Source organism: Eudoraea sp. (genome assembly GCF_049669105.1).
Classification (GTDB): Bacteria; Bacteroidota; Bacteroidia; order Flavobacteriales; family Flavobacteriaceae; genus Eudoraea.
In genome coordinates, this window is the sequence record NZ_JBATKE010000098.1 from 1 (window position 1) to 23311 (window position 23311).

Sequence of the window (23311 nt, forward strand, 5' to 3'; positions counted from 1 at the left end):
TTCCATTAATACTGGCATTAATCTCCAAATGATTCGTGCCGCTTATAATCAGGGGAATTTTAGAATATCCTTTATTCTTTAAAACTTTTTTCAGATTGCCCATCTAATATGTTTTTTGACAAAGATAATTCTATTTTTGCTCTATGATTATTACAGATACGCACACCCATTTATATAGTGAAGCCTTTGATGAGGACAGGGATACGGTTATACAAAATGCCATTGACCACGGAATTGAACGCTTTTTCATTCCGTCTATTGATTCTTCCTATACCAAATCAATGTTGGACCTTGAACTGCACTACCCCAAAAACATCTTTCTGATGATGGGGTTACATCCAACTCATGTAAAAGAGAATTTTAAAGAAGAGCTCCTGCATGTTGAACATATGTTATCAAAAAGGCCATTCTATGCCATAGGCGAGATAGGAATAGATCTCTATTGGGATAAGACTTATATAAACGAACAACTTGAGGCATTTAAATTTCAAATACACCTCGCGAAAAAGTATGGCTTACCTATAGTAATTCATTGCAGGGATTCTTTCGACGAAATATTTGAGGTGCTCGAAGAAGAAAAAGGAGAAGATCTTTTTGGGATATTTCACTGTTTTACCGGTACAGAAGAACAAGCTAAAAGGGCATTAGGTTATAATATGAAGCTGGGAATAGGGGGAGTAGTTACCTTTAAAAACGGAAAAATTGATACATTTTTAAACAAGATTGACTTAAATCATATTGTATTGGAAACAGATAGTCCTTATCTGGCACCTGAACCTTACAGAGGTAAACGCAATGAAAGTGTATATTTACTACAAGTATTAAAAAAACTCTCACAGATCTATCATCAGGATGAAAAAGTGATTGCAAATATTACAACACAGAATTCAAAAGAGGTATTTGGGATATAGTACTTTTTAACTTTTAAGCATATATACCATAATAGTATAAACATAAAATCACTTAGCTGAATGAGCAAAAAAGTTAGCATATTACTTATCTATACCGGAGGCACCATAGGAATGATTAAAGATTACGCTTCAGGAACCTTAAGAGCTTTTGATTTTAATAAACTAGTAAGTAATATCCCGGAATTAAGTCAGTTGGAGTGTAAAATTGAAAGTATATCATTTAAAAAACCAATTGATTCTTCCAATATGGACCCTTCACATTGGGTTTCTATAGCTACCATAATTGAGAAGCATTACGACAGGTATGACGGTTTTGTTGTTCTTCAGGGCAGTGATACTATGAGTTATTCTTCATCTGCTTTGAGTTATATGCTCGAAAACCTTTCTAAACCCGTAATTTTCACAGGTTCACAATTACCGATCGGGGATCTTCGTACAGATGCTAAGGAAAATCTTATCACTTCTATTCAAATAGCCGCCTTGCAAGAAAATAACCAAGCCGTAATACAGGAGGTATGTCTGTATTTTGAATATAAACTATACCGTGCGAACAGAACTACTAAAATTAATGCGGAACACTTTGAGGCATTCACATCATTGAACTTCCCCGCTCTTGTGGAATCAGGGGTTCATTTAAAGATCAATCATAATTATCTTTTAAAAAATCAGAAGAGTAAAAAGTTAACGGTCCATAAAATGATGGACACCAATGTTGCAATTTTTAAACTTTTCCCAGGTTTTAGTCGGGAATTGTTAAGGGCAATATTGAACACGCCAAACTTAAAAGCCTTGGTTTTTGAAACATATGGTGCAGGCAATGCACCTACTGACGATTGGTTGTTGTCAGATCTAAAGGAAGCTATAAAGAAAGGATTACATATTGTCAATGTAACTCAGTGCTCAGGGGGCTCAGTAATTATGGGTCGATATAGTACGAGTGAAGAGCTTAAGAAATTACAACTTATCGATGGAGGTGATATCACCTCTGAAGCTGCAATTACAAAACTTATGTACCTTTTGGGTAGTGGTGTTTCACATAAATCGTTTAGAACAATTTTTGAAACTTCACTGCGAGGAGAATTGACCTAAAATTAAGTGGTTAAAGTTTTTTAAACCAGTTTTTTTTTTGTTAATTGCTCGCCCTGTTATTTACAGGATAGAGAGGTGGCCGAGTGGTCGAAGGCGCACGCCTGGAAAGTGTGTATACACCAAAAGTGTATCGAGGGTTCGAATCCCTTCCTCTCTGCCATAAACAAGAAATTAGTATTTTACACTAGGTTTATAAAGAAGTTAAATTCATCTTTTTTATTCCTAATATGAAGGAATTGGGAAATTCAATAGCATCAGCCTTCTAATAGTACGAAGTTTTAATTTTTTAATTGTATTTTTTTTTTATCTTTAACCCTATTAACTAACTAAATTTAAGTTTGAAAGAAATGAAAAGATTATTCTCGATCCTGGCCATGGCCGGGTTATTTGTTCTAAGCACAAATACGGTAAGCGCAAAAGCGAACGCAATAGTTTCTAATTTATCTACAACTGTGGCTACGGCTACAATAATGCTTCAGGACGAGGCAATGGATGAATCAACCAAAGGTTTTACCCAGGTTTTAAAAGAGCAGTTTATTCAAGGTGGAGCTGGTTTTATGGGGATTGTTCTCTTATGTTTGATTTTAGGTTTGGCTGTTGCTATTGAAAGAATCATTTATTTGAATATGGCAAGTACCAATACTACTAAATTAAAGCAACAAGTAGAAGATGCTCTTGCTTCAGGAGGTATCGAAGCTGCAAAAGAGGTATGTAGAAATACAAAAGGACCGGTTGCTTCTATTTATTACCAGGGCTTAGATAGAGCCGGTGAAAGTATTGAATCAGCTGAAAAAGCAGTTGTCGCTTACGGTGGTGTTCAGATGGGACAGTTAGAGAAAAATGTTTCCTGGTTATCCTTATTTATAGCTATTGCACCTATGTTAGGGTTCATGGGAACGGTTATTGGTATGATCCAGGCCTTCCAAAAAATTAGCGCGGTTGGTAACCTTAGTGCCTCGTTAATTGCAGGGGATATTCAGGTTGCGTTATTAACCACGGTTTTTGGTCTGATAACGGCTATTATTCTTCAAATTTTCTATAATTATATTATCGCTAAAATAGATAGTATTGTAAATGACATGGAAGATTCGTCTATCTCATTGATCGATATGTTGGTAGACCACAAAAAATAAATCGCACACTAAATAATAAATATTATGAATAAAATAGTTAAAATAGTATTGGTTGTTTTAGGAGCGTTATCTGCGATACTGTGGTATCAACTGCCAGGAAGAGATGTTCCTGCTTCGGAAGCAGTAGGAAGTGGGGCGATGAATTTTATGTTCATTATAACCTATATTCTATTGGCAATTGCAGTGGCTGTGAGTCTATTATTTACACTAAAGAGTTTATTTGCAAATCCTCAAAGTCTGAAAAAAACCCTTATGGTTATTGGTGGATTTATAGTGGTTGTTATCATTTCATATGTTCTTGCAAGTGGCACGGACGTCAGTATTGAAGAAATGGCCAACAGGGGTATTGCAACTTCAGAAACTACGATAAGAAGAATTGGGACTGGTCTCAATATGTTTTTTCTCCTTGTCCTTATAGCTCTTGTAGCTATGGCCTTGGGTGCATTTAAGAATATGACAAACAAATAAAAACATTTAAACTATGCCTAGAAGAGGAGGACCACCAGAAGTTAATGCAGGATCTATGGCAGATATAGCCTTCTTACTGCTCATTTTTTTCTTAGTAACTACTACTATTGAAACAGATGCGGGGTTGGACAGGATGCTTCCGCCGATGGAGCCGCCAGACACAGATGTTGTCATTAAGCAAAAGAATATTTTTACGGTTAATATCAACAAAAATGGTCAGTTGCTGGTTGAAGAAGAGTTACTAGATCTTAAACAGCTTAGGGCGAGAGCTATAGCATTTCTAGATAATGGAGGTGATGGTAGTTGCAATTTCTGTAAGGGTAAAAGGGATGCCAGTTCTTCAGATAATCCAACAAAAGCTATAATATCTCTAAAAAATGATCGAGAAACCAAGTATGGCACTTATATAACGGTGCAAAATGAGTTGGTAGGTGCCTACAATGATCTTCGAAATAGAGAAGCACAACGTCTTTATGGAAGAGATTTTACGGAAATGGAATCTGAGTTTCTAAATCCTGAAACACCATCTGGTATTAGGGAAGATTTAAAAGAAAAGGTTCAAAAAGTGCAGGAAATATTTCCTCAAAAATTGTCCGAGGCAGAAACATCAACTAGTAATTAACCGGGAGTTAAGTTATAATTATGGCAAAATTTAATAAGAAAAAAGATGGGGATTTACCCGCGGTATCTACGGCTTCCTTACCAGATATTGTTTTTATGCTATTGTTCTTTTTTATGACGGTAACCGTAATGAAAGACAGCTCGTTAATGGTTCAGAATACCTTGCCAAATGCTAGTGAGGTAAAGAAGTTGGAAAAAAAGGATAGGGTATTGTACATCTATGTGGGTAAACCCACTCGAGAATATCAGAAGGTTTTTGGTACTGAACCAAAAATACAACTGAATGATAAATTTGCAAACGTTTCAGAAGTTGGAGATTTTATTTTGCAGGAAAGAGCTAAAAAATCTCAGGAACTGCAGAATGTTTTAACTACTGCTCTTAAAGTGGATAAAGATGCCAATATGGGTCTTATATCGGATATAAAACAAGAGTTACGAAAAGTAAACGCTCTAAAGGTTAATTATACAACCTATGAGGGTGATGCTTTTAGAAATTTGCAGTAAAGAATTAACTTTCATACTTATATAATTGTAAAAAGCGCTTCAAAATATATTTTGAAGCGCTTTTTTTTACGCTTGGTTTCGTTTATTATTTACCTTTAATTTAATATGAAGCGCTATCTACCATTTTTAATTTTGGGTTGCACGATAACTCTTTGGGCACAGGAGAATGCTGAGGTTGAGGATCTTAAATACCTGGAAGATCAATTTTATCTTGGTATAACGTATAACTTTATACTGAATAAACCTGATGGAGTTACTCAGGGAAATTTTTCTTACGGATTAGTAGGCGGATTTATAAAGGATATTCCCTTAAACAGTCGTAGAAATTTTGGAATAGGTGTGGGTCTTGGTTATGCATATAATACGTATTATACGAATTTGTTTGTGAATGAAACCGAGAGTGGTCTGGAATATATTGTACTTGATTCTGATGTATCCTATAAGCGCAATAAATTAGATACACATGTGATTGAAATGCCTATAGAACTCAGATGGCGTACATCCACACCCAGTGAATACAAATTTTGGCGAGTTTATGCAGGAATGAAATTGGGTTATATTGTAGGTAGTAGATCCAAATTTGTCTCTAATTCAGCAAAGATTTCTTTTAATAACTCCGATATCCGTAATTTTAGATATGGAGTAATGCTTAATTTTGGCTATAGTACCTTTAATGTGCATGCTTATTATGCATTAAGTAATTTGTTTAACAATGATGTAAGCACTGTTGAGGGAGATTCAATTGAATTCCGACCCTTAAGAATTGGAATTATCTTTTATATTTTATAAAGCTATAGCCAAAATTTGATAATCAATAATTGGGACCCAAATCCAATTAGAAAACCTATTAATACTTCTGCTCTGCTGTGCCTATTGAGATAGAGCCTGGCGGTAGCTAGAATTCCCGTTAAGAGGGTAAAAAGGCTTATGGCAATAATTATATTAATTTCAAAATGAATGCTCAGGGCTATTAAAAACATAAGATAACTGCCCATACCCACCATATGTAAACTGGTTTTAAATTTAAAAAAAATCAAAAAAAGGCAGGCCATAGTAGCACTGAGTAAGCCTACAAAGAAAAAATTCACTTCAAGGGTGTAATTATTGGGGATTACCTTTATTATTATCATTAGGAGTAGGGCAATTTGAATCATCAAAGGATATTTACGTTCATTTGTGCCCGGTAAAAAAATTGAACTTACAACTCCCAGGTTTTTCAAAATAAAAAAGATAATAATCGGAATGATGATAGTAAGTATGAAAATAGGTAATATGTTGCCACTTTGAAGTTCAAGTGGGCTGTATTTCGGGGTTATAACAAAATAAGTAATGGTGCCGGCAATAGGCACAAAAATAGGATGGAATAAATAAGAAATTATTTTGAAAAACAGTTTCATTAAATCTGCTTTCTAAGACGCGCTACAGGGATACCCAATTGTTCTCTGTACTTAGCTACGGTTCGCCTGGCAATTGGATATCCCTTGTCTTTTAGCAAGGCTGCCAATTTATCATCTGTAAGTGGTTTTTTCTTTTCTTCATCGCTTATTACAGTCTCCAATATACTCTTGATTTCCCTAGTTGAGACATCTTCCCCTTCTTCATTCTTCATTGATTCCGAGAAATATTCTTTTATTAATTTGGTGCCATAGGGAGTATCAACATATTTACTATTGGCTACTCGTGATACTGTGGATACATCCATATGAATAGCATCTGCAATATCTTTTAAGATCATTGGTCGCAATTTGCGTTCATCACCGCTAAGAAAGTATTCTTTTTGATATTGCATTATTGCATTCATAGTGATATAGAGCGTTTGTTGCCGCTGTTTTATGGCATCTATAAACCACTTTGCAGAATCTAACTTCTGTTTGATGAACATTACAGCATCTTTTTGTGACTTGGACTTATCCTTAGCACTTTTATAACCAGCTAACATATTACTATACTCATTCGAAATATGAAGTTCAGGAGCATTTCTTCCATTTAAGGTCAATTCCAGTTCTCCATCCACTATCTTAATAGAAAAATCCGGAACAATATGTTCAATAACCTTATTACTACCAGCATACGATCCACCTGGCTTAGGGTTTAACTTTTCAATTTCTGATACAGCTTCTTTTAGCTCATCTTCAGTTATATCATATTTCTGAAGCAGTTTGTTATAATGCTTTTTGGTAAACTGCTCAAAGGATTTATCCAGAATGTTGATGGCTAATTCAATATTTGGTGTTCTCTCTTTTCGTTTAAGCTGAAGAATGAGACACTCATCTAATGTTTTTGCAGCAACGCCAGGTGGATCCAATTCCTGGACAATTTTTAAAACCCTTTCTATATCCGCCTCTTCGCAATGGATGTTTTGGGTAAACGCCAAATCGTCTGCAATATCAGCTAAAGGTCTTCGTATATAACCACTCTCATCAACACTACCGACTAAAAATTCGGCAATAGCCCATTCATGGTCATTAAGATATACTGTATTTAATTGATTAATTAGGTATTGATTAAACGAGATACCGGCCGCATATGGAATGCTCTTTTCATCATCATCCGGGCTATAATTATTAGCCCTTGTCTTATAATCAGGCACTTCATCATCACTTAAATAATCATCAATATTAATATCTTCTGCACCTATGCTTTCACTATCTGATTCCCCTTCATAGTCTTCACTAAAATCGTCATCTAATGAATTTTTTTCTTCTTTGCCACTTTCTAAGGCCGGATTTTCCTCAAGTTCCTGATTTATTCGTTGTTCAAATGCCTGTGTAGGAAGCTGAATAAGCTTCATCAACTGAATCTGTTGAGGAGATAGCTTTTGCGATAATTTAAACTGTAAATGTTGTTTGAGCATAAGCTTGTATTCTTTTCCTATCTATAAAGTTAAAGAATTAATATGATGTAACGATTTAGGCTTTAAAACTCTGCGTTTTGTGGTGTTCTTGGAAAAGGGATCACATCTCTTATATTACCCATTCCGGTAACAAATTGTACCATTCGCTCAAAACCGAGTCCAAATCCACTATGAACCGCAGTTCCAAATTTCCTTAGATCTAGATACCACCAAAGTTCTTTTTCATCGATCCCCAAAGCGGCCATTTTTTCTTTTAAGACGTCCAGTCTTTCTTCACGCTGAGACCCACCTACTATCTCTCCGATTCCCGGGAATAGAATATCCATGGCTCGTACTGTTTTGCCGTCTTCATTTAAACGCATATAAAACGCCTTTATTTTAGCTGGATAATCAAATAAAATAACTGGACATTTAAAATGTTTTTCTACTAAATAGCGCTCGTGCTCACTTTGTAAATCTGCACCCCATTCGTCAATTTGGTATTGAAATTTTTTCTTTTTGTTTGGCTTGCTATTCCTTAATATTTCGATTGCTTCGGTATACGTAATTCTTTTAAAATCATTATCCACTACAAATTTCAACCTATCTATTAACCCCATTTCACTTCGTTCGGCCATAGGCTTTGTTTTTTCTTCATCGAGAAGCCTTTTTTCAAGGAATGCCAAATCTTCTTCACAGTTTTCTAACAGATAAGAGATGATATTTTTAATAAAATCTTCTGCCAGATCCATATTATCGGTAAGATCATAAAAAGCCATTTCAGGTTCAATCATCCAAAACTCTGCGAGATGTCTAGAAGTATTGGAATTTTCTGCCCTAAAAGTTGGACCAAAAGTATATACCTTGCCCAATCCCATGGCATAGGCTTCGGCTTCGAGCTGCCCTGAGACCGTTAGATTTGTTTCCTTACCAAAAAAATCTTCTCTATAATTCACCTCACCATTATCTGTCAATGGCGGGGTTTTTGGATCCAGTGTACTAACTCTAAACATTTCACCTGCTCCTTCTGCATCTGAACCTGTAATTATTGGAGCATGAAAATAATAAAAACCGTTTTGTCGGAAGTAAGAATGAATCGCAAATGAGAGGGCAGATCTGACACGCATGACGGCTGCAAAGGTATTCGTACGTATCCTCAAATGTGCCTGCTCCCGTAAAAACTCCATTGAATGCTTTTTGGGTTGAATAGGATAACTATCCGGGTCAGATACGCCATGAACAAAGATTTCATGTGCTTGTATCTCAACGTTTTGTCCTTTTCCCAAGCTTTCCACCAAGACCCCCTTTATTTTCAAAGCAGCACCTGTTGAAATATTCTTTAGTAAGTCTTCATTGAATTGTTCAAAATCAACCACACATTGGATATTGTTAATGGTAGAGCCATCATTTAAAGCGATAAAACGATTGCTTCTAAATGTTTTGACCCACCCATTTACTTCTACCTCCTGTTTTAAAGGTGGTAACTGAAGTAGCTCATTAATGCTGTATGATTTCATATGAGATCAAATCTGAATTTGAATGGCAAAGATAACTTTTTGGTAAAAATATTTGGCTCTAAACCGTTTATAAAATACCTGGCGTGAACCTACAACTTAATTTTCCAAGCCACTTCTGGGTAGTTCTTCCTTGGGAAGAATATCTATTTGTGGTTTTTTGAGAACTTCTTTGTTTGCAATACTCCGTTCTAATGAAAGAAGAAGTGAAGGAAGCAAAATTAAATTTGCCAACATGGCAAAGAGTAATGTAGCAGAAACCAATGCACCCAGTGCTACAGTTCCCCCAAAACTCGAAATTGTAAATACCGAAAAGCCAAAGAAAAGGACAATAGAAGTATAAAACATACTAACGCCGGTCTCGCGCAAGGCGGCATAAACCGATTTTTGAATTCGCCAATGGTTAGCGGTCAGTTCTTGCCTGTATTTCGCCAGAAAGTGAATGGTGTCATCTACTGAAATCCCGAATGCGATACTAAAAACTAATATCGTTGAAGGTTTAATGGGCACACCTACAAAACCCATAATACCTGCAGTAATAGCCAGGGGTAAAAGATTTGGAATTAAAGAAATAACGATCATTCTGAAAGAACGAAATAAATAAGCCATAAATAGAGCTATTAAACCAATAGCAAGAGATAAAGAAAGCACTAAATTCTTTACTAAATATTTAGTGCCTTTTAAAAAAAGTAATGCTTTTCCGGTCACATAAACATTAAAACGATCGGCCGGAAAAATCTTCTTGATTTCATCTAGCATCGATTTTTCAATTTCTTCCATTCTGTCTGTCGGTACATCTTTGATGAAAGTGGTAATCCTGGCAACCTGCCCAGTGCTGTCGACAAAATTTTCAATTAACCCTTCATTACCCTGAGATTTTCGGGCTACATCCATAATAAAATTGTATTCCTGAGATGTGGGTAATTGGTAATATTTAGGAATGCCGCTATAAAAAGCCTGCTTGGAATACTTTACTAAATTAACAACGGATATGGGTTTGGATAATTCAGGGGTCTCTTCAATCATTTCCCCCAACTCATTCATTTTTTTCAGTGTAACAGGTTTTAGCACCCCTTTTTTTCTTTCTGTATCTATAACAATTTCAATGGGCATGATTCCGTTAAACTCTTCATCAAAAAATTGGATGTCTTTATAAAAGCCGGTGTTTTTAGGCATGTCTTCAACGAGATTCCCGGAAATTTTTATTTGATAAATCCCAATAATGCTAATTATTAGTGCTATCAAAGAGATGGAATAAATAGTTATCCTTTTTTCCCGTACTATATGCTCCATCCAATTTACAAAACCATCTATCCATTTTTTGTTGAGGTGTTTCAGATGTTTTGTTTTTGGAGGGTACATAAAACTATACACGATTGGTATAATAAGTATTGAAAGCATAAAGATGCATAGTATATTTATGGATGCCACTATACCAAACTCGGTCAAAAGTTTACTGTCTGTTATAATAAAGGTTGCAAAACCACATGCGGTAGTCACGTTGGTCATGAGTGTTGCGTTACCAATTTTTGATATTACTCTTTTTAAGGATAAAGCCTGATTTCCATGTTTTTTGACTTCCTGTTGGTATTTATTAATTAGAAAAATGCAATTAGGAATCCCAATTACTATGATGAGAGGTGGAATTAAAGCTGTTAGAACCGTAATTTCATATTTCAGGAGCCCAAGTATCCCAAAGGCCCACATAACTCCAATTAGCACTACACACATGGAAATTAGCGTTGCTCGTACACTACGGAAAAAGAAAAAGAAAATTAAGGAGGTAACAATAAGAGCTGCTGCAATGAATATCCCTATTTCATCAATAATATTTTGAGTGTTCATTGTTCGTATATAGGGCATCCCCGATACCCGAACATCCATTTTGGTTTCCTTTTCAAAATCTTTTATTAGTGTATGAAGGTCTTTTAAAATAAAATCTTTCCGAACAGGAGTGTTTACAATATCCTTGTCCATATAGACAAGTGTTCTTATGGTTCTTGTTTTTTTATTATATAACAGGTTATCATAAAAAGGTAAATTATTGAACATATATTCGGTAAGACTGTCTACTTCAATATTATTGAGAGGGGTCTGTTGAATTAATGGACGCAGAATAAATTGCTGTTCTTCTTTGTCTCGTATAAGTTCTTTAAGATTATCTACAGATACAACATAGTCCACTTCGGGAAAAGCAGCCAATTGTTTACTTAATCTGTTCCATCTGTTAAAATTTTCAACTTCATAAAGTAAACTGTCTTTAATGGCAAAAGCAATGGTATTTCCCTCTTCACCAAATTTTTCAAGGAAATCTTCATAAGCAATATTCAGCGGGTGATCATCGGGGAGTAGATTCGCCTCAGAAGTAGAAAATTGCATATTCTTCCATTGAAAACCCAGGAAAACAGTGATACCAGTAATTGCAATCAGGATAAGAATTCTGTTTCTAAGAATAATTCTTGCAACCTTTCCCCAAAATCCTTTTGTAATCTTCGCAACCATACTATTATTTAAGAATTGAATGTGTTTTTTATGAACACTTAGGTCTGATGACCAATTCAATTAGGACAATCTTTATTTACTATTGTGTTTTTTGATCGCGGCAAAGGTAGAAAACAAGCAGGACTGTACCTAGAAACGCCCTATAAAATAGCAAGCGGAATCATAAGTAGCACAAAGTATTATTTGATTTAGAATTTATGTAAATTGAGGAGAAATAAAACTCCATTAAAAATAAAAAGGGTTTAACGAAATGATGCTATGTCTGATGAGAAAAACTATAGTAGAATTGCCATTATACTGTATCGTGTATTAATAGTCATTTGTGCTATTATCGTGGTCGTAGCCATTATTGCAATTTATTTTGAGGGATAGATTTATACTTCTTAAAAGGTATTGGCACATAGCTTAAGGTTAATACGCCATAAACTTCCGGTAAACATCTGGTGAAATAAATAATTAGACTTTCATAATCTCTGCTTCCTTTACATGAAGTATGTTGTCTATTGTTTCTGTGTAAGTGTTGGTCATTTCCTGAATATCAATTTCCGCGTTTTTTTCAAGATCTTCTGATATCCCCAGGTTCTTTATCTCTTTATTAGCTTCCTGCCTTGCACTACGAACACTTATTTTAGCTTCTTCCGCTTCCCCTTTCGCCTGCTTTACTAATTGTATTCTTCTTTCTTCGGTTAGAGGGGGAACATTAATAATGACTACCTCTCCATTATTCATAGGATTAAAACCAAGGTTAGCATTCATAATAGCTGTTTCTATTTCGGACAGCATATTTTTCTCCCAGGGTTGAACAGAAAGTGTTCGTGCATCAGGAGTATTTATATTTGACACCTGGGACAAGGGAGTCTGAGAGCCATAATACTCCACCATTACCGACGATAACATGGCGGGATTAGCTTTCCCTGCTCTAATTTTTACTAATGCCTTTTCCAAATGTAATATAGCACCGTCCATGCTTTCTTTGGTGGCCTCTAAAATAAATTTAACATCTTCGTCCATAACAAATTTTTATAACCTATTTACACAAACTATATCAAACTAAAGATCTACTACCGTTCCAATATTTTCACCTGATACTATTTTCATAAGATTGCCTTTTTTGTTCATATCAAAAACAACAATTGGAAGATTGTTTTCCTGACTTAGTGTAAAAGCAGTGGTATCCATTACTTTTAAACCTTTGGTTAGTACATCATTAAAGCTAATAGTATCGAATTTGGTAGCCGTTTTGTCTTTTTCAGGATCACTGGTATAAATACCGTCAACTCTAGTGCCTTTTAAAATAACGTCAGCTTCAACTTCAATGGCTCTTAAAACTGCAGCAGAATCTGTAGTGAAATATGGGTTTCCGGTACCTCCCCCAAAAATAACTACCCGTCCTTTTTCTAAATGGCGCATTGCTCTTCTTCTGATAAAAGGTTCCGCAACTTCGTTGATCTTTATAGCAGATTGTAATCTTGTTTGTACCCCATTGTGTTCCAAAGCACTCTGTAATGCCAAACCATTGATGACTGTTGCCAACATCCCCATATGATCCGCTTGAACTCTATCCATGCCGTTACTGGCACCGGCAAGTCCCCTAAAAATATTTCCTCCCCCAATGACAATTGCTACTTCAACCCCCAGGTCTACGACTTCCTTAATTTCTTTTGCATAGGCTGCCAGTCTCATCGCATCTATCCCGTATTGCTTGTTGCCCATTAGTGCTTCACCACTGAGTTTAAGAAGTATTCGTTTGTATAACATATTGTCCTTACCTGATTTGGAAACAAAAATAATCAAAAATATTTATGAGAACTCTTCGTTAAGGTTTAATGATCATCTTAATTATTTCCTAATAACTCATATGATCTAGATTAATTTTAATAATCTTGTTTATAACAATACTATCTCAGGTTCAAATGAAAAAATTAATTATCCTATATGTTTTCCTTGTATTATTATATGGTTGTGGTTCTACAAAGTCCGTATTGTCTGCAGATAAAGCAGTTATCGAAACAACAATAGATTTGGTAAACGTTGATAATGACAGGGTAAGAGTAACAATGAACCCGGGCTCATTTAGCAAACAAAACATTTCTTTTTTTATTCCAAAAACCGTTCCAGGGACTTACAGTGAAGATGACTATGGCCAGTATATAGAAGACCTTAAGGCTATTGATTATCAGGGTAATGAACTTTTGGTTACTTCAATAGGAACCAATGAATGGAATATCTCGGATGCAACAAAATTAGATAAGATCGCTTATTATGTAACGGATACTTATGATAGTGAAAGTGAATTAAACGATCCGGTATTTTCTCCTGCCGGGACAAATATTTTAAAGGGCAAAAATTTTGTATTGAATCTTCATGGATTTGTAGGTTATTTTGAAGGGTTAAAGGAAGTACCCTATGAGTTAATTGTTTCTTCCCCTTCGGATCTAATACCCACAACATCATTAATTAAAAAGCAAGATGATTCCAGTAATACCACAGATGTCTTTGTTGCTTCAAGGTATTTTGAAGTAGTAGATAATCCAATTCTATATGCGAAAGCAAACATAGCTTCTTTTGCCATTAATGATATTACAGTTAATTTGAGTGTTTACTCTCCAAATGACATGTATTTGGCCACAGATTTGAAGGAGAGTATGGAGCGTATGATGAGAGCTCAAAAAGCATTTCTTGGCGAGATTGATGGTACTAAGGAATATAATATATTATTGTATCTGTCTACCTTAGACGAAAGTGATGCTTCCGGATTCGGAGCCCTGGAACATCACACTTCTACCGTTGTGGTACTTCCTGAGCAAATGCCCATAGAAACTCTTGAAAAAGCAATGATAGATGTTGTTTCACATGAATTTTTTCATATTGTTACACCCTTGAATGTGCATTCAAAGGAAATTCAATTTTTTGATTTTAATGATCCTAAAATGTCGGAACACTTATGGATGTATGAGGGGACTACCGAATATTTCGCCAACCTGTTTCAGATTCAACAAGGTTTAATTGATGAGGCTGAATTCTATAGACGAATTGTAGATAAAATAAATAACTCCAAGTCCTATGATGATGCAATGTCATTTACAACAATGAGCAGAAATGTTTTGGAAGATCCATATAAAGGGAATTATGCCAATGTATATGAAAAGGGAGCCTTATTAAATATGTCTTTGGATATTAAGCTGAGGGAATTGAGTAATGGGGAAAAAGGAGTATTATGGTTAATGAAGGAACTTTCAAAAAAATATGACAATGACACGCCATTTGAGGACGGGGATATTATTGACGAAATTGTGGCAATGACCTATCCGGAAATCAAATCATTTTTTGATATTTATGTTATAGGTAATACACCTTTGAATTATGCTGAGATTTTGACTTCTGTTGGATTGAGGATGACTGACATGCAGGAGCGGAGCGGTTATTTCTTAAATGGTGAAATACCATTTATAGATATTGATCAAACTAATAATGATGCGATATTTATTAGAAGCGGTATTGAGTTAAATACTTTCTTTACAGATCTTGGTGCAAAGGGTGGTGATACTATAAGAAGTATTGATGGGATGCCTATTTCATTAGAATCCATTAGGCCTATAATTGGTCAAAGTTTTGGATGGACATCCGACAGGAAAATTACTATGGTCGTTCAACGCGGTGAGGAAGAAATAATACTGCAAGGAAAAGTTGGGACACCAACCCTTAAAGTAACCACTATTGTACCCATAGATAATTTGGAAAACACCCCTCAATCCAAACTTAGGAGAGCCTGGCTCAAAGGCTAAGTGTTTCTCCGGAATAGTTAAGATTTCAGTAAATGAACTTTTTGACTGGAAGAACAGGATTGGACTAAATTGATCAAATAAAAAAACCACTTTTCAAAAAGAAAAGTGGTTTTTTTTAAACATTAAATGGGTTTTTTATCCTAAAGCTACCCTTTCAAAACCTGTAATTTTCAAATCAGGATTAACAGATTTGATATATTGAGAAACACTCTGTTTACTATCTTTAATAAAATCCTGGTTAACCAGAGTATTGTCTTTAAAGAAACGTTTTAATTTTCCCTTTGCAATATTATCCAACATAGCCTCAGGCTTACCTTCCTGACGTAATTGATCTTTGGCTATTTCTATTTCCTTATCAATAACGGATTGATCTACTGCGGATTCATCAAGCGCAACCGGATTCATAGCCGCAGCCTGCATTGCTATATCTTTGGCAGCTACAGCAGCGCCTTCAACGGCACTCGAAAGACCTACCAATGTTGCAATCTTATTGCCCGCGTGAATATAAGATCCTACAAAAGGAGCATTTAGTTTTCTAAAGCCACCGATTTCAATTTTTTCACCAATTACACCAGTTTGTTCAGTTAGTTTTTCCTGTACTGATATGCCATTGTAATTAGCATTAAGGAAATCATCTTTACTATCAAAATCAAGTGCAAGTTTAGCCAGCTCATTAGCAAGGGCAACAAAACTATCATTCTTGGCAACAAAATCGGTTTCACAATTCAGCGATATAATAACTCCACTAGTTTTGTCAGAATTAACCTGAGCTATAGTGGCTCCTTCAGAGGAATCTCTGTCTGCTCTTTTAGCAGCTACTTTCTGTCCTTTTTTTCGAAGGATTTCAATAGCTTTCTCAAAATCTCCTTCGGCCTCAACCAACGCGTTTTTGCAGTCCATCATTCCTGCACCTGTGGTTTTTCTTAAATTGTTAACTTCTGCAGCGGTAATTTTTACCATTTTATTTTATTTTTATAGAACACGATAGCCCGTGTTCAGTTGTCAATTAATTTATAATTATTCTACTCCACCCTTAGCCTTATCCTGCCAATCTTTTAATTCATCCCAGTTTCCATCAGCCGCCATTTTTGCTTGTTTTGGCCAAGAACCCGGATCTAAATGTGCCATTCTGGAACTCGCTTCAGTCAGGATTTCCTTAATTTTTTCTGCATTTGCTTTAGCTAATTTCGCATATGAATCAATTCCTGCCTTGGTAAGTGCTTCGGCTGCTTTTGGACCAATACCTTCAATCTTGGTAAGATTGTCAGAATCTGCTTTCACTGTTTTTTTAACTGCCGCAGCTTCCTTTTTCTCAGTTTTCGGCTCAGCATCTTCTTTTGTTTGCTTGGGCGTATCTTTTTCTTTAACAGCTTTAGCTTTTTCTTCTTTAGGTGCTTTAGTAACCGCAACGGTTTCTTCCTTTTCTTTTGCTACAACTGCTGTTTTGGATTTGGCAGTAGTTTCATCAGAACCACCTTCTTTTCCAGCTTGCTTTTCAGATTTACGCTCTTCCAGTCCAGCTGCAATTGCATTTGTAACTTCCGTTAATATCACATCAATAGATTTAGATGCATCATCATTGGAAGGAATTACATAATTAATGGGTCTTGGATCTGAGTTGGTATCCACCATAGCAAATATGGGGATATTCAATTTTTGGGCCTCTTTTACGGCAATATGCTCACGCATAGTATCTACTATAAACAAGGCTCCGGGTAAACGCGTCATATCTGATATTGAACCAAGGTTCTTTTCTAATTTAGCACGAAGACGATCTACCTGTAAACGTTCTTTTTTAGAAAGGGTGTTAAACGTTCCATCTTTCTTCATCCTATCAATGGAAGCCATTTTTTTTACTGCCTTTCTAATAGTAACAAAGTTGGTCAACATACCTCCTGGCCATCTTTCTGTGATGTATGGCATGTTCACGTTGGATACTTTCTCAGCAACAATATCTTTTGCCTGTTTCTTAGTGGCAACAAATAGGATCTTCCTGCCAGAGGCCGCAATTTTAGACAAGGCTTCATTAGCCTCTTCCAATTTAGCAACCGTTTTATATAAATTGATTACGTGAATTCCATTCCGCTCCATGTAGATGTAAGGAGCCATATTTGGATTCCATTTTCGTGTAAGGTGTCCAAAGTGCACACCTGCTTCTAATAATTCTTTAACTTCAGCTTTCTTAGCCATTTTAATACTTAGTTTACGTTCTTTTGAATTAGCAATGTTGAAGTGGTATTCCTTATTAGTGGAAAGCCTCCAACATTTAGATGCTAAACTAAATTTAATCTTTACCTGCTTTATAGTTACCTTAAATATAAGTAACTAAAGGTTTAGATTTTTAATTGTCTCTTATACAAGAGACTTTCAATGAACTTGGGTTAAAAATCCTGAATTCCTTCCAGGACTATATACTATTTTTATCGTTTCGAGAATTGGAATTTCTTCCTTGCTTTTTTCTGACCAAACTTTTTGCGTTCAACCATTCTAGGATCTCTTGTAAGCAATCCTTCAGGTTTTAAAAACTCCCTGTTTTCGGCCTCAATCTCACATAGAGCCCTTGACAAAGCCAGGCGTACTGCTTCTGCCTGTCCTGTAATTCCACCTCCGTAAACATTAACTTTCACATCATAATTATCCACAGTATTAGTTAAAGCAAAAGGTTGTTTTACTTTATACTGTAAAGTAGCTGTAGAGAAATAATCTTCTAATGTCCTTTTATTAACGGTAATGTTGCCTTTTCCTTCTGAAATATAAACGCGTGCAACAGCCGTTTTTCTTCTACCTATTTTATGAATTATGTCCATCTATTTAAGGTCATTTAAGTTAATAGCCTTTGGTTTTTGTGCTTCCTGATCATGATCAGTGCCAGCATAAACTCTTAAGTTTCTAAACAGCTCAGCTCCTAATTTGTTTTTAGGAAGCATACCTTTTACTGCTTTTTCAATGATACTTGCAGGATTTTTATCCAAGAGTTCCCGAGCAGTGGTTGATCTTTGACCTCCGGGATATCCGGTATACCTAGTATAGGTCTTGTCTTCCCATTTATTACCGCTAAGTTGAATTTTCTCCGCGTTGACAATAACAACATTGTCACCGCAATCAACGTGTGGTGTAAAATTTGGTTTGTTCTTACCTCTTAAGATTTTTGCCACTTTAGAAGCAAGACGTCCCAATGTTTGGCCCTCAGCATCTACTAATAACCACTGCTTTTCAACAGTATTCTTATTAGCAGATTTGGTCTTGTAGCTTAATGTATCCACTACTTCTTTTTTTTATTAATTAAACACTTCAATCCCGATTAACGGGCTGCAAATGTACAACTATTAAGTTTAAATGCAAACCGTTATTTCTCTAATTTTTAAAAATAATGATCACTGTTTAAATCTGATATTTTAAGCAAAATTTGGAGAATAATGTATAAAGTAATATATAAGGGCTGTTAGATGAACTTTAAAATCGTACTCTAATCTAACTATCTAAATATACTATATGGCCATTTTTTACGTTTTTCAACAAATAAAACATTTGTAAACCCAATTAAAATGAAACGTAACCTATTAACTCTTTTTATTGCAGCAGCTCTTTTATTTTCCTGCTCATCAGACAAGGATGATTCAATTCAAGATAATGATATTGTTGGTTCATGGGAATTAACCGCATTGGAAATTGATGAAAGTACGGCAAGTGATGATGAAAAATACGCCCAGGATATTTTAAGCTTTTTATCTGCAATAAATTGTTCTATTATGACCATTACTTTTAATGCAGACCTAAGCGTCATTACGGAAAACTCAGGAAATTACCTGGAGATAAACGTAAATCCCGGAGGTACAGGACTCGATGTTCCATGTCCAACTCAGAAAGACACTAGCGTAGATAGCTATATGTATGAAGGAGGAGTATTAACCTATATAGATGAAAATGAGGTTGAGACTACTGTGAATGCTGAAATTTCAGGAAATACTATGAGAGTAAATGCCACGGAATTAGATTTTGCTAATTTTAATGATGGTGGTGTTTTGGTCTTTACAAGAAAGTAATAAGAAATTCAACTGAAAATAAAAACCCTTCGTTTTTTAACGAAGGGTTTTTATTTATTGTAAAACTTGGTTTGTAAACTCTGTTCTTTAGATGAAATAGAAATTCTTTCTATTCAAGCCTTGAGAAGGGAAATTTGAATATTAAGGATATAGTTGTGAATCTCCTATCTATATTACTGAATCGTGTTACTGGATAGTTCAGATATTAGGATATCCGCTTTTGTACTATTTTCTAGACCAAAGAGCTGTCTGCAAGTGACATATCACATTGCGTTCAATAGCTTTTTTGATTGTCAAACTACAATGGGAGGGGTATCCTGTTTTTGATTCTGTTTATCAAGCTGGTATCAATGCCGTCAGCCTCAAGTTTCTCCAGATCGTTGCTAATGATTTCCGTATAGTTTTCAGATATGGCTTGATGGGTAGAGATCAATTCCCGGTATAGTACCTCTGCTTTTTTCAGACGCCCTAGAAGCAGGTAAGCATGGGCGCGGTTACATTTTAGTGAGCCGATTCGCTCATCTAGCTCTTCACCTTGCTGGATTTGGGTTAGGGCATTCTCGGGTTCCTTTAGACGCAAGTATAACCAGCCCAGATCATTCTTGGCATAGGCAAGGAGCTGCCTTAACTCTTCATTCTTAGGGTATAGCTCAAATTGTATTTTTAATAGGCTTACGATCTGTTCTTGATAGGTCATTTTTTCCCTTGGGAAGATTGTGCTATTGATTTCTTCCTGCAAGGCCCGAATGGTTTTTTTTGTCCTCTGGAAAGAAAGTTTTTCCAGGTTTATGGTGTTGAAATATTCCTGATAATAGGTACAATCACTTTTCATATTCTTTATCACAAGCCGGGAATCCTCAAAAGTGTTGAGTCGTTCTTTGACATCCTCTAGCAAGGCAAGGCTTTTTTCTTTGTAGGAAATATCCAGTTGGTTTTCCAAAAGATACTGATTAAGTTCCACCAGATTAAGGGCACTGGCACAGACATCAGCATCAAAGGCTTTTGGGGCTTGAGCGGCGATTTTTTTCCTTAAGGATAGGGCCTCTGAAAAAAAATGTTCAGCCTCATCAATCGCCTTTAACTCAAAATAAAACAACCCTAAATTGTGTAGGGAAGTGGCAAGATAATGGGTGTAATCGTCAGGATGGGAGTCTGCAAGCTCATTGTAAATTGCCAAAGCTTTTCTGGTTTCATCTATTGCCTTTTCAACAAGCTGTATTTCTGCAAATGCAATGGCCAGGCTGCTATGAGTGGCGGCTACATAGGGAAGAAAAACTGTAGCTTGGCTTTTGGACAGGGCCTTGTACAACTCGAGCGTCTTTTTATAGGACGAAATAGCTTTCTTAGGTTCCTCAAGGGATTTAAAAGTAATAGCTAAATTGTTGTGCAGAGCGGCAATAACGGGCTTATTTCCGGGCTGCCCAAAGACTTCTTCCTTCTCATAAATTTCCAAAGCCTTGGTATATTGTGTTTTGGCATCATAGAGATTGAATTCTTCTGTATAAATAAGCCCCAGCTGATAGTGTGCTCTTGCCTTAATATCCTTTAACTCTGGAAGTTTTTCATAGCCTTTTATGGCTTCTTTAAAGTGTGTTTTAGCTTGCGCTAAGGCCGCTTTCTGCAGGAAGGCCTCCGCCAAAGCAAAATGCGTATTGGCCAGGTGGGCAAGGAAGTCTTCCTGTGCCGAACTCGCAAGCGATTTATATTGTGATAGGGCGGATTTGTAATGGCTGATGGCGTTCTCAATATCAAGTGTCATATATGCTGCAGCCAGGTTATTGTGAAGTGCTGCTTTTGCAACAGCTTCCTTTTCCGGTTCAAGGAGGTCGTAAAGTTTTAAAGAGGCTTCGAATGCTGCCACCGCCTTTTCAGGTTTATTGGCTTTTTGGTACAACCTGCCTAAGACCAAATTAAGGTCTCTTTTCTGTTTGTAGTTATTGGTATTTTTCAGGGCCATAGTATACTCCAGAATAGAATCTTCGAATCTCTCCTGTTCTAAATAAAACGCTCCTTTTTGTAGTTGTTCGCTAAAAGATGATTCCATACCTGTTTATATTAGATCTCAAGGTTTAAAAGCCTGGTTGGATATAGCCATAGCGTTCTCTTTGCAAATGCTGACATAAGTTAACCTTGCCATTTCTTCATAGGGGATTCCCTGATAAAAAACGGTCTCCTTTTGCATATCCATTAGCTTATATCCTTTTTCACATAGTTTCTTTACCAGGGAGCTAACCGCGAAGTTCATTACGGCATCGGAGGTGCCAACCAGGTATTCTCCGAAGAATAATTTCTCAATGGTTGCTCCGAAGATACCCCCTGCCAGTTCCCCCTGATCCCACACTTCTATTGACTGTATGTATCCTTGTCGGTGCAATTCCATAAATATGCGAAACATCCTTTCAGACAGCCATTGCGGACCCATTTGTGTCTCCCGGTTATAATATTCCTGACAAAGTCGCAGCAGGTTTTCAAAGTTCAAATTAACGCTTAGCTCATATTTTTCGGAAAGTTGTTTATAGGCCTGCTCGTCCCATGGATAGGATTCGGGAAATAGTACTATCCTGGGATCCGGAGACCACCATTGTATCCTTTTTAGGGGATGATGCCAGTAGTAAGCGCCTTCCCCATAAGCTTTTAAGAGGTTTTCAGCTGAAATTTTCCCACCTACAGCCAATAACCCGTCAATATCGGCAAAATAGGCCGGAGGTAGTTTAAATTCGTCCTTTTGTAGCTCAAAATAAGGCAATGCGGCTGAAATTAAGTTGTGAAATCAGGAGAGTCTAATTCGTTCAACTCCCCCAATTGTTTTAAAATATCAAAGGTTTTTTTGGCTTCTACTTCATCAATAACACTTATAGCAGCTCCTACATGTACCATGATATAGTCATTAATTTTGGCTTCGGGTACCAGTGTAAGGCTTACTTCCTTGATGACTCCGTCAAACGATACTTTGCCAAGCCGGAAGGTATCATCCAGTTGTGAGGTGATTGCGATTAATTTACCAGGGATTGCCAAACACATACTAGGTGGTTTAAGTTGTTTTTTATGCCGAGATCATTTTTACCGTGGCTCGCAGCCAGTTGTACCATTGTTCCATGCCTTCCCCTGTGGTTGCGGATACCTCAAAAAACTGTAGGTTGGGGTTTACCTGCAAAGCATAGTTTTTCAAGACTTCAAGATCGATCTGCAAATATGGTAACAAGTCTATTTTATTGATGATGCAGATATCTGAACTATGGAACATGTCTGGGTATTTAATGGGCTTGTCCACTCCTTCAGTAGTACTGATGATGACCACTCTTTTATCTTCTCCCAAGTTGAACATGGAGGGGCATACCAGATTGCCTACGTTCTCAATCATTAGTACTGCATTGTCTTGCATCTTTAGTTTTTTGGCTGCATCAAAAATCATATCGCTTTCCAGGTGACATCCTTTGCCTGTGTTGATCTGGATTACAGGAACATTGAGCGCAGCGATCCGGTTAGCATCGTTAAGCGTTTGCTGGTCCCCTTCAATAACGTAGAAAGGCATTTCATTTTTAAGGTCACTAAGGGTGCGTTCCAGGAGAGCGGTTTTACCTGAACCGGGAGAGCTTACCAAATTAAGGGCTACAATATTTTTTGCCTCAAAATACCCGCGGTTTCTGGCAGCCATGACCTCATTGTGCTGGAGGATATCCTGCTCTATTTTAAGTATTTTTTTAGGAGTATGGATATGGTCGTGAGAGTGATGATCATGATCGTGATGATGATCGTGATGATGATCGTGATCGTGATGATGGTGATCGTGATGATGGTGGTGTCCATGTTCATGGGTATGATCATGTCCGTGATCTTCCCTTTGTTCTAAAGGCCTTAGTATACTAATGCCGTTTTCTTCGCTCCCGCAACCGCAAGTTCCACACATA

23 protein-coding genes and 1 tRNA gene are annotated in these 23311 nt (G+C 36.4%); 10 read left to right on the forward strand and 14 right to left on the reverse strand.

Annotated elements, in window-relative coordinates; genetic code table 11:
- Positions 1–143: 143 nt before the first annotated feature.
- From WBM60_RS08280 to WBM60_RS08315, 8 genes are all read left to right on the forward strand, one after another.
- Positions 144–911, forward strand: a complete 768-nt coding sequence (locus WBM60_RS08280) for a TatD family hydrolase (RefSeq protein ID WP_424282954.1) — start codon at positions 144–146, stop codon at positions 909–911.
- 60 nt (positions 912–971) lie between these two features.
- Positions 972–2000, forward strand: coding sequence for an asparaginase (locus WBM60_RS08285; protein WP_424260152.1), 1029 nt, complete (start codon positions 972–974; stop codon positions 1998–2000).
- A 69-nt stretch (positions 2001–2069) separates the two neighbouring features.
- Positions 2070–2160: transfer RNA gene (locus tag WBM60_RS08290), tRNA-Ser, on the forward strand.
- Positions 2161–2347: 187 nt separating this feature from the next.
- Positions 2348–3133 (forward strand): MotA/TolQ/ExbB proton channel family protein, encoded by a 786-nt coding sequence (locus WBM60_RS08295; protein ID WP_424260150.1) that lies wholly within the window; start codon positions 2348–2350, stop codon positions 3131–3133.
- Positions 3134–3157: 24 nt separating this feature from the next.
- Positions 3158–3601 carry a hypothetical protein gene (locus WBM60_RS08300; RefSeq protein WP_424277081.1) on the forward strand — a complete coding sequence of 148 codons (444 nt, stop codon included), beginning with the start codon at positions 3158–3160 and terminating at the stop codon, positions 3599–3601.
- Between the two features lie 13 nt (positions 3602–3614).
- Positions 3615–4223, forward strand: a complete 609-nt coding sequence (locus tag WBM60_RS08305; protein ID WP_424277082.1) for an ExbD/TolR family protein — start codon at positions 3615–3617, stop codon at positions 4221–4223.
- Between the two features lie 20 nt (positions 4224–4243).
- Complete coding sequence (locus WBM60_RS08310) at positions 4244–4726, forward strand: ExbD/TolR family protein (RefSeq protein ID WP_299164345.1); 483 nt, start codon at positions 4244–4246, stop codon at positions 4724–4726.
- Positions 4727–4831: 105 nt separating this feature from the next.
- Entirely contained in the window at positions 4832–5515 is a 684-nt protein-coding gene (locus tag WBM60_RS08315) for a porin family protein (protein WP_424278812.1), read from the forward strand.
- Positions 5516–5517: 2 nt separating this feature from the next.
- Here WBM60_RS08315 and WBM60_RS08320 read toward each other — a convergent pair whose 3' ends face one another.
- The 6 genes from WBM60_RS08320 to pyrH all read right to left on the reverse strand — a co-directional run bounded on the left by WBM60_RS08320 (position 5518) and on the right by pyrH (position 13333).
- Positions 5518–6123 (reverse strand): hypothetical protein, encoded by a 606-nt coding sequence (locus WBM60_RS08320; protein WP_424262915.1) that lies wholly within the window; start codon positions 6121–6123, stop codon positions 5518–5520.
- On the reverse strand, positions 6123–7580 hold the full coding sequence (gene rpoN / locus WBM60_RS08325; protein WP_424277499.1) for an RNA polymerase factor sigma-54: 1458 nt from the start codon (positions 7578–7580) through the stop codon (positions 6123–6125). The genes WBM60_RS08320 and rpoN overlap by 1 nt, the downstream gene beginning before the upstream one ends.
- A 62-nt stretch (positions 7581–7642) precedes the next feature.
- Positions 7643–9076 (reverse strand): asparagine--tRNA ligase, encoded by a 1434-nt coding sequence (gene asnS / locus WBM60_RS08330; protein WP_424264109.1) that lies wholly within the window; start codon positions 9074–9076, stop codon positions 7643–7645.
- 96 nt (positions 9077–9172) lie between these two features.
- Complete coding sequence (locus tag WBM60_RS08335; RefSeq protein ID WP_424264107.1) at positions 9173–11575, reverse strand: efflux RND transporter permease subunit; 2403 nt, start codon at positions 11573–11575, stop codon at positions 9173–9175.
- Positions 11576–12031: 456 nt separating this feature from the next.
- Positions 12032–12586, reverse strand: a complete 555-nt coding sequence (frr, locus tag WBM60_RS08340; protein ID WP_424264105.1) for a ribosome recycling factor — start codon at positions 12584–12586, stop codon at positions 12032–12034.
- A gap of 39 nt (positions 12587–12625) precedes the next feature.
- The gene (gene pyrH / locus WBM60_RS08345; protein ID WP_299164338.1) at positions 12626–13333 is read right to left on the reverse strand and encodes a UMP kinase; all 708 of its coding nucleotides are present in this window, start codon (positions 13331–13333) and stop codon (positions 12626–12628) included.
- Positions 13334–13488: 155 nt separating this feature from the next.
- On the opposite strand from pyrH, the gene WBM60_RS08350 reads away from it, so the two are divergent.
- Positions 13489–15360: a peptidase M61 gene (locus WBM60_RS08350; RefSeq protein WP_424282955.1), complete on the forward strand. Its 1872-nt coding sequence runs from the start codon at positions 13489–13491 to the stop codon at positions 15358–15360.
- Positions 15361–15495: 135 nt separating this feature from the next.
- Here WBM60_RS08350 and tsf read toward each other — a convergent pair whose 3' ends face one another.
- The 4 genes from tsf to rplM all read right to left on the reverse strand — a co-directional run bounded on the left by tsf (position 15496) and on the right by rplM (position 18623).
- Complete coding sequence (tsf, locus tag WBM60_RS08355) at positions 15496–16320, reverse strand: translation elongation factor Ts (protein ID WP_299164336.1); 825 nt, start codon at positions 16318–16320, stop codon at positions 15496–15498.
- Between the two features lie 57 nt (positions 16321–16377).
- Positions 16378–17550: a 30S ribosomal protein S2 gene (rpsB, locus tag WBM60_RS08360; RefSeq protein ID WP_424277497.1), complete on the reverse strand. Its 1173-nt coding sequence runs from the start codon at positions 17548–17550 to the stop codon at positions 16378–16380.
- A gap of 230 nt (positions 17551–17780) precedes the next feature.
- Positions 17781–18167, reverse strand: a complete 387-nt coding sequence (rpsI, locus tag WBM60_RS08365) for a 30S ribosomal protein S9 (protein ID WP_424259112.1) — start codon at positions 18165–18167, stop codon at positions 17781–17783.
- On the reverse strand, positions 18168–18623 hold the full coding sequence (gene rplM / locus WBM60_RS08370) for a 50S ribosomal protein L13 (RefSeq protein ID WP_424277496.1): 456 nt from the start codon (positions 18621–18623) through the stop codon (positions 18168–18170). It lies immediately after the preceding gene.
- Positions 18624–18905: 282 nt separating this feature from the next.
- Between rplM and WBM60_RS08375 the strand changes: the two genes are divergently transcribed.
- A complete protein-coding gene (locus tag WBM60_RS08375; RefSeq protein WP_424259114.1) occupies positions 18906–19403 on the forward strand; it encodes a hypothetical protein in 498 nt (165 codons plus the stop codon).
- 298 nt (positions 19404–19701) lie between these two features.
- Here the strand turns inward: WBM60_RS08375 and WBM60_RS08380 are convergent, their stop codons facing one another.
- From WBM60_RS08380 to hypB, 4 genes are read right to left on the reverse strand one after another with little or no spacing between them, the layout of a single operon-like run.
- Positions 19702–21447: a tetratricopeptide repeat protein gene (locus WBM60_RS08380; RefSeq protein WP_424259115.1), complete on the reverse strand. Its 1746-nt coding sequence runs from the start codon at positions 21445–21447 to the stop codon at positions 19702–19704.
- Positions 21448–21465: 18 nt separating this feature from the next.
- The gene (locus WBM60_RS08385; RefSeq protein ID WP_424259116.1) at positions 21466–22149 is read right to left on the reverse strand and encodes a leucyl/phenylalanyl-tRNA--protein transferase; all 684 of its coding nucleotides are present in this window, start codon (positions 22147–22149) and stop codon (positions 21466–21468) included.
- An 11-nt stretch (positions 22150–22160) separates the two neighbouring features.
- A complete protein-coding gene (locus WBM60_RS08390; protein WP_424259117.1) occupies positions 22161–22424 on the reverse strand; it encodes a HypC/HybG/HupF family hydrogenase formation chaperone in 264 nt (87 codons plus the stop codon).
- 22 nt (positions 22425–22446) lie between these two features.
- Positions 22447–23310, reverse strand: a complete 864-nt coding sequence (gene hypB, locus WBM60_RS08395) for a hydrogenase nickel incorporation protein HypB (protein ID WP_424259118.1) — start codon at positions 23308–23310, stop codon at positions 22447–22449.
- Position 23311: the final 1 nt, after the last annotated feature.

Coding starts and splice junctions, on each gene's coding strand:
- WBM60_RS08280 (WP_424282954.1), top strand. CDS start 144: ATGATTATTACAGATACGCACACCCATTTATATAGTGAAGCCTTTGAT.
- WBM60_RS08285 (WP_424260152.1), top strand. CDS start 972: ATGAGCAAAAAAGTTAGCATATTACTTATCTATACCGGAGGCACCATA.
- WBM60_RS08295 (WP_424260150.1), top strand. CDS start 2,348: ATGAAAAGATTATTCTCGATCCTGGCCATGGCCGGGTTATTTGTTCTA.
- WBM60_RS08300 (WP_424277081.1), top strand. CDS start 3,158: ATGAATAAAATAGTTAAAATAGTATTGGTTGTTTTAGGAGCGTTATCT.
- WBM60_RS08305 (WP_424277082.1), top strand. CDS start 3,615: ATGCCTAGAAGAGGAGGACCACCAGAAGTTAATGCAGGATCTATGGCA.
- WBM60_RS08310 (WP_299164345.1), top strand. CDS start 4,244: ATGGCAAAATTTAATAAGAAAAAAGATGGGGATTTACCCGCGGTATCT.
- WBM60_RS08315 (WP_424278812.1), top strand. CDS start 4,832: ATGAAGCGCTATCTACCATTTTTAATTTTGGGTTGCACGATAACTCTT.
- WBM60_RS08320 (WP_424262915.1), bottom strand. CDS start 6,123: ATGAAACTGTTTTTCAAAATAATTTCTTATTTATTCCATCCTATTTTT.
- rpoN (WP_424277499.1), bottom strand. CDS start 7,580: ATGCTCAAACAACATTTACAGTTTAAATTATCGCAAAAGCTATCTCCT.
- asnS (WP_424264109.1), bottom strand. CDS start 9,076: ATGAAATCATACAGCATTAATGAGCTACTTCAGTTACCACCTTTAAAA.
- WBM60_RS08335 (WP_424264107.1), bottom strand. CDS start 11,575: ATGGTTGCGAAGATTACAAAAGGATTTTGGGGAAAGGTTGCAAGAATT.
- frr (WP_424264105.1), bottom strand. CDS start 12,586: ATGGACGAAGATGTTAAATTTATTTTAGAGGCCACCAAAGAAAGCATG.
- pyrH (WP_299164338.1), bottom strand. CDS start 13,333: ATGTTATACAAACGAATACTTCTTAAACTCAGTGGTGAAGCACTAATG.
- WBM60_RS08350 (WP_424282955.1), top strand. CDS start 13,489: ATGAAAAAATTAATTATCCTATATGTTTTCCTTGTATTATTATATGGT.
- tsf (WP_299164336.1), bottom strand. CDS start 16,320: ATGGTAAAAATTACCGCTGCAGAAGTTAACAATTTAAGAAAAACCACA.
- rpsB (WP_424277497.1), bottom strand. CDS start 17,550: ATGGCTAAGAAAGCTGAAGTTAAAGAATTATTAGAAGCAGGTGTGCAC.
- rpsI (WP_424259112.1), bottom strand. CDS start 18,167: ATGGACATAATTCATAAAATAGGTAGAAGAAAAACGGCTGTTGCACGC.
- WBM60_RS08375 (WP_424259114.1), top strand. CDS start 18,906: ATGAAACGTAACCTATTAACTCTTTTTATTGCAGCAGCTCTTTTATTT.
- WBM60_RS08380 (WP_424259115.1), bottom strand. CDS start 21,447: ATGGAATCATCTTTTAGCGAACAACTACAAAAAGGAGCGTTTTATTTA.
- WBM60_RS08390 (WP_424259117.1), bottom strand. CDS start 22,424: ATGTGTTTGGCAATCCCTGGTAAATTAATCGCAATCACCTCACAACTG.
- hypB (WP_424259118.1), bottom strand. CDS start 23,310: ATGTGTGGAACTTGCGGTTGCGGGAGCGAAGAAAACGGCATTAGTATA.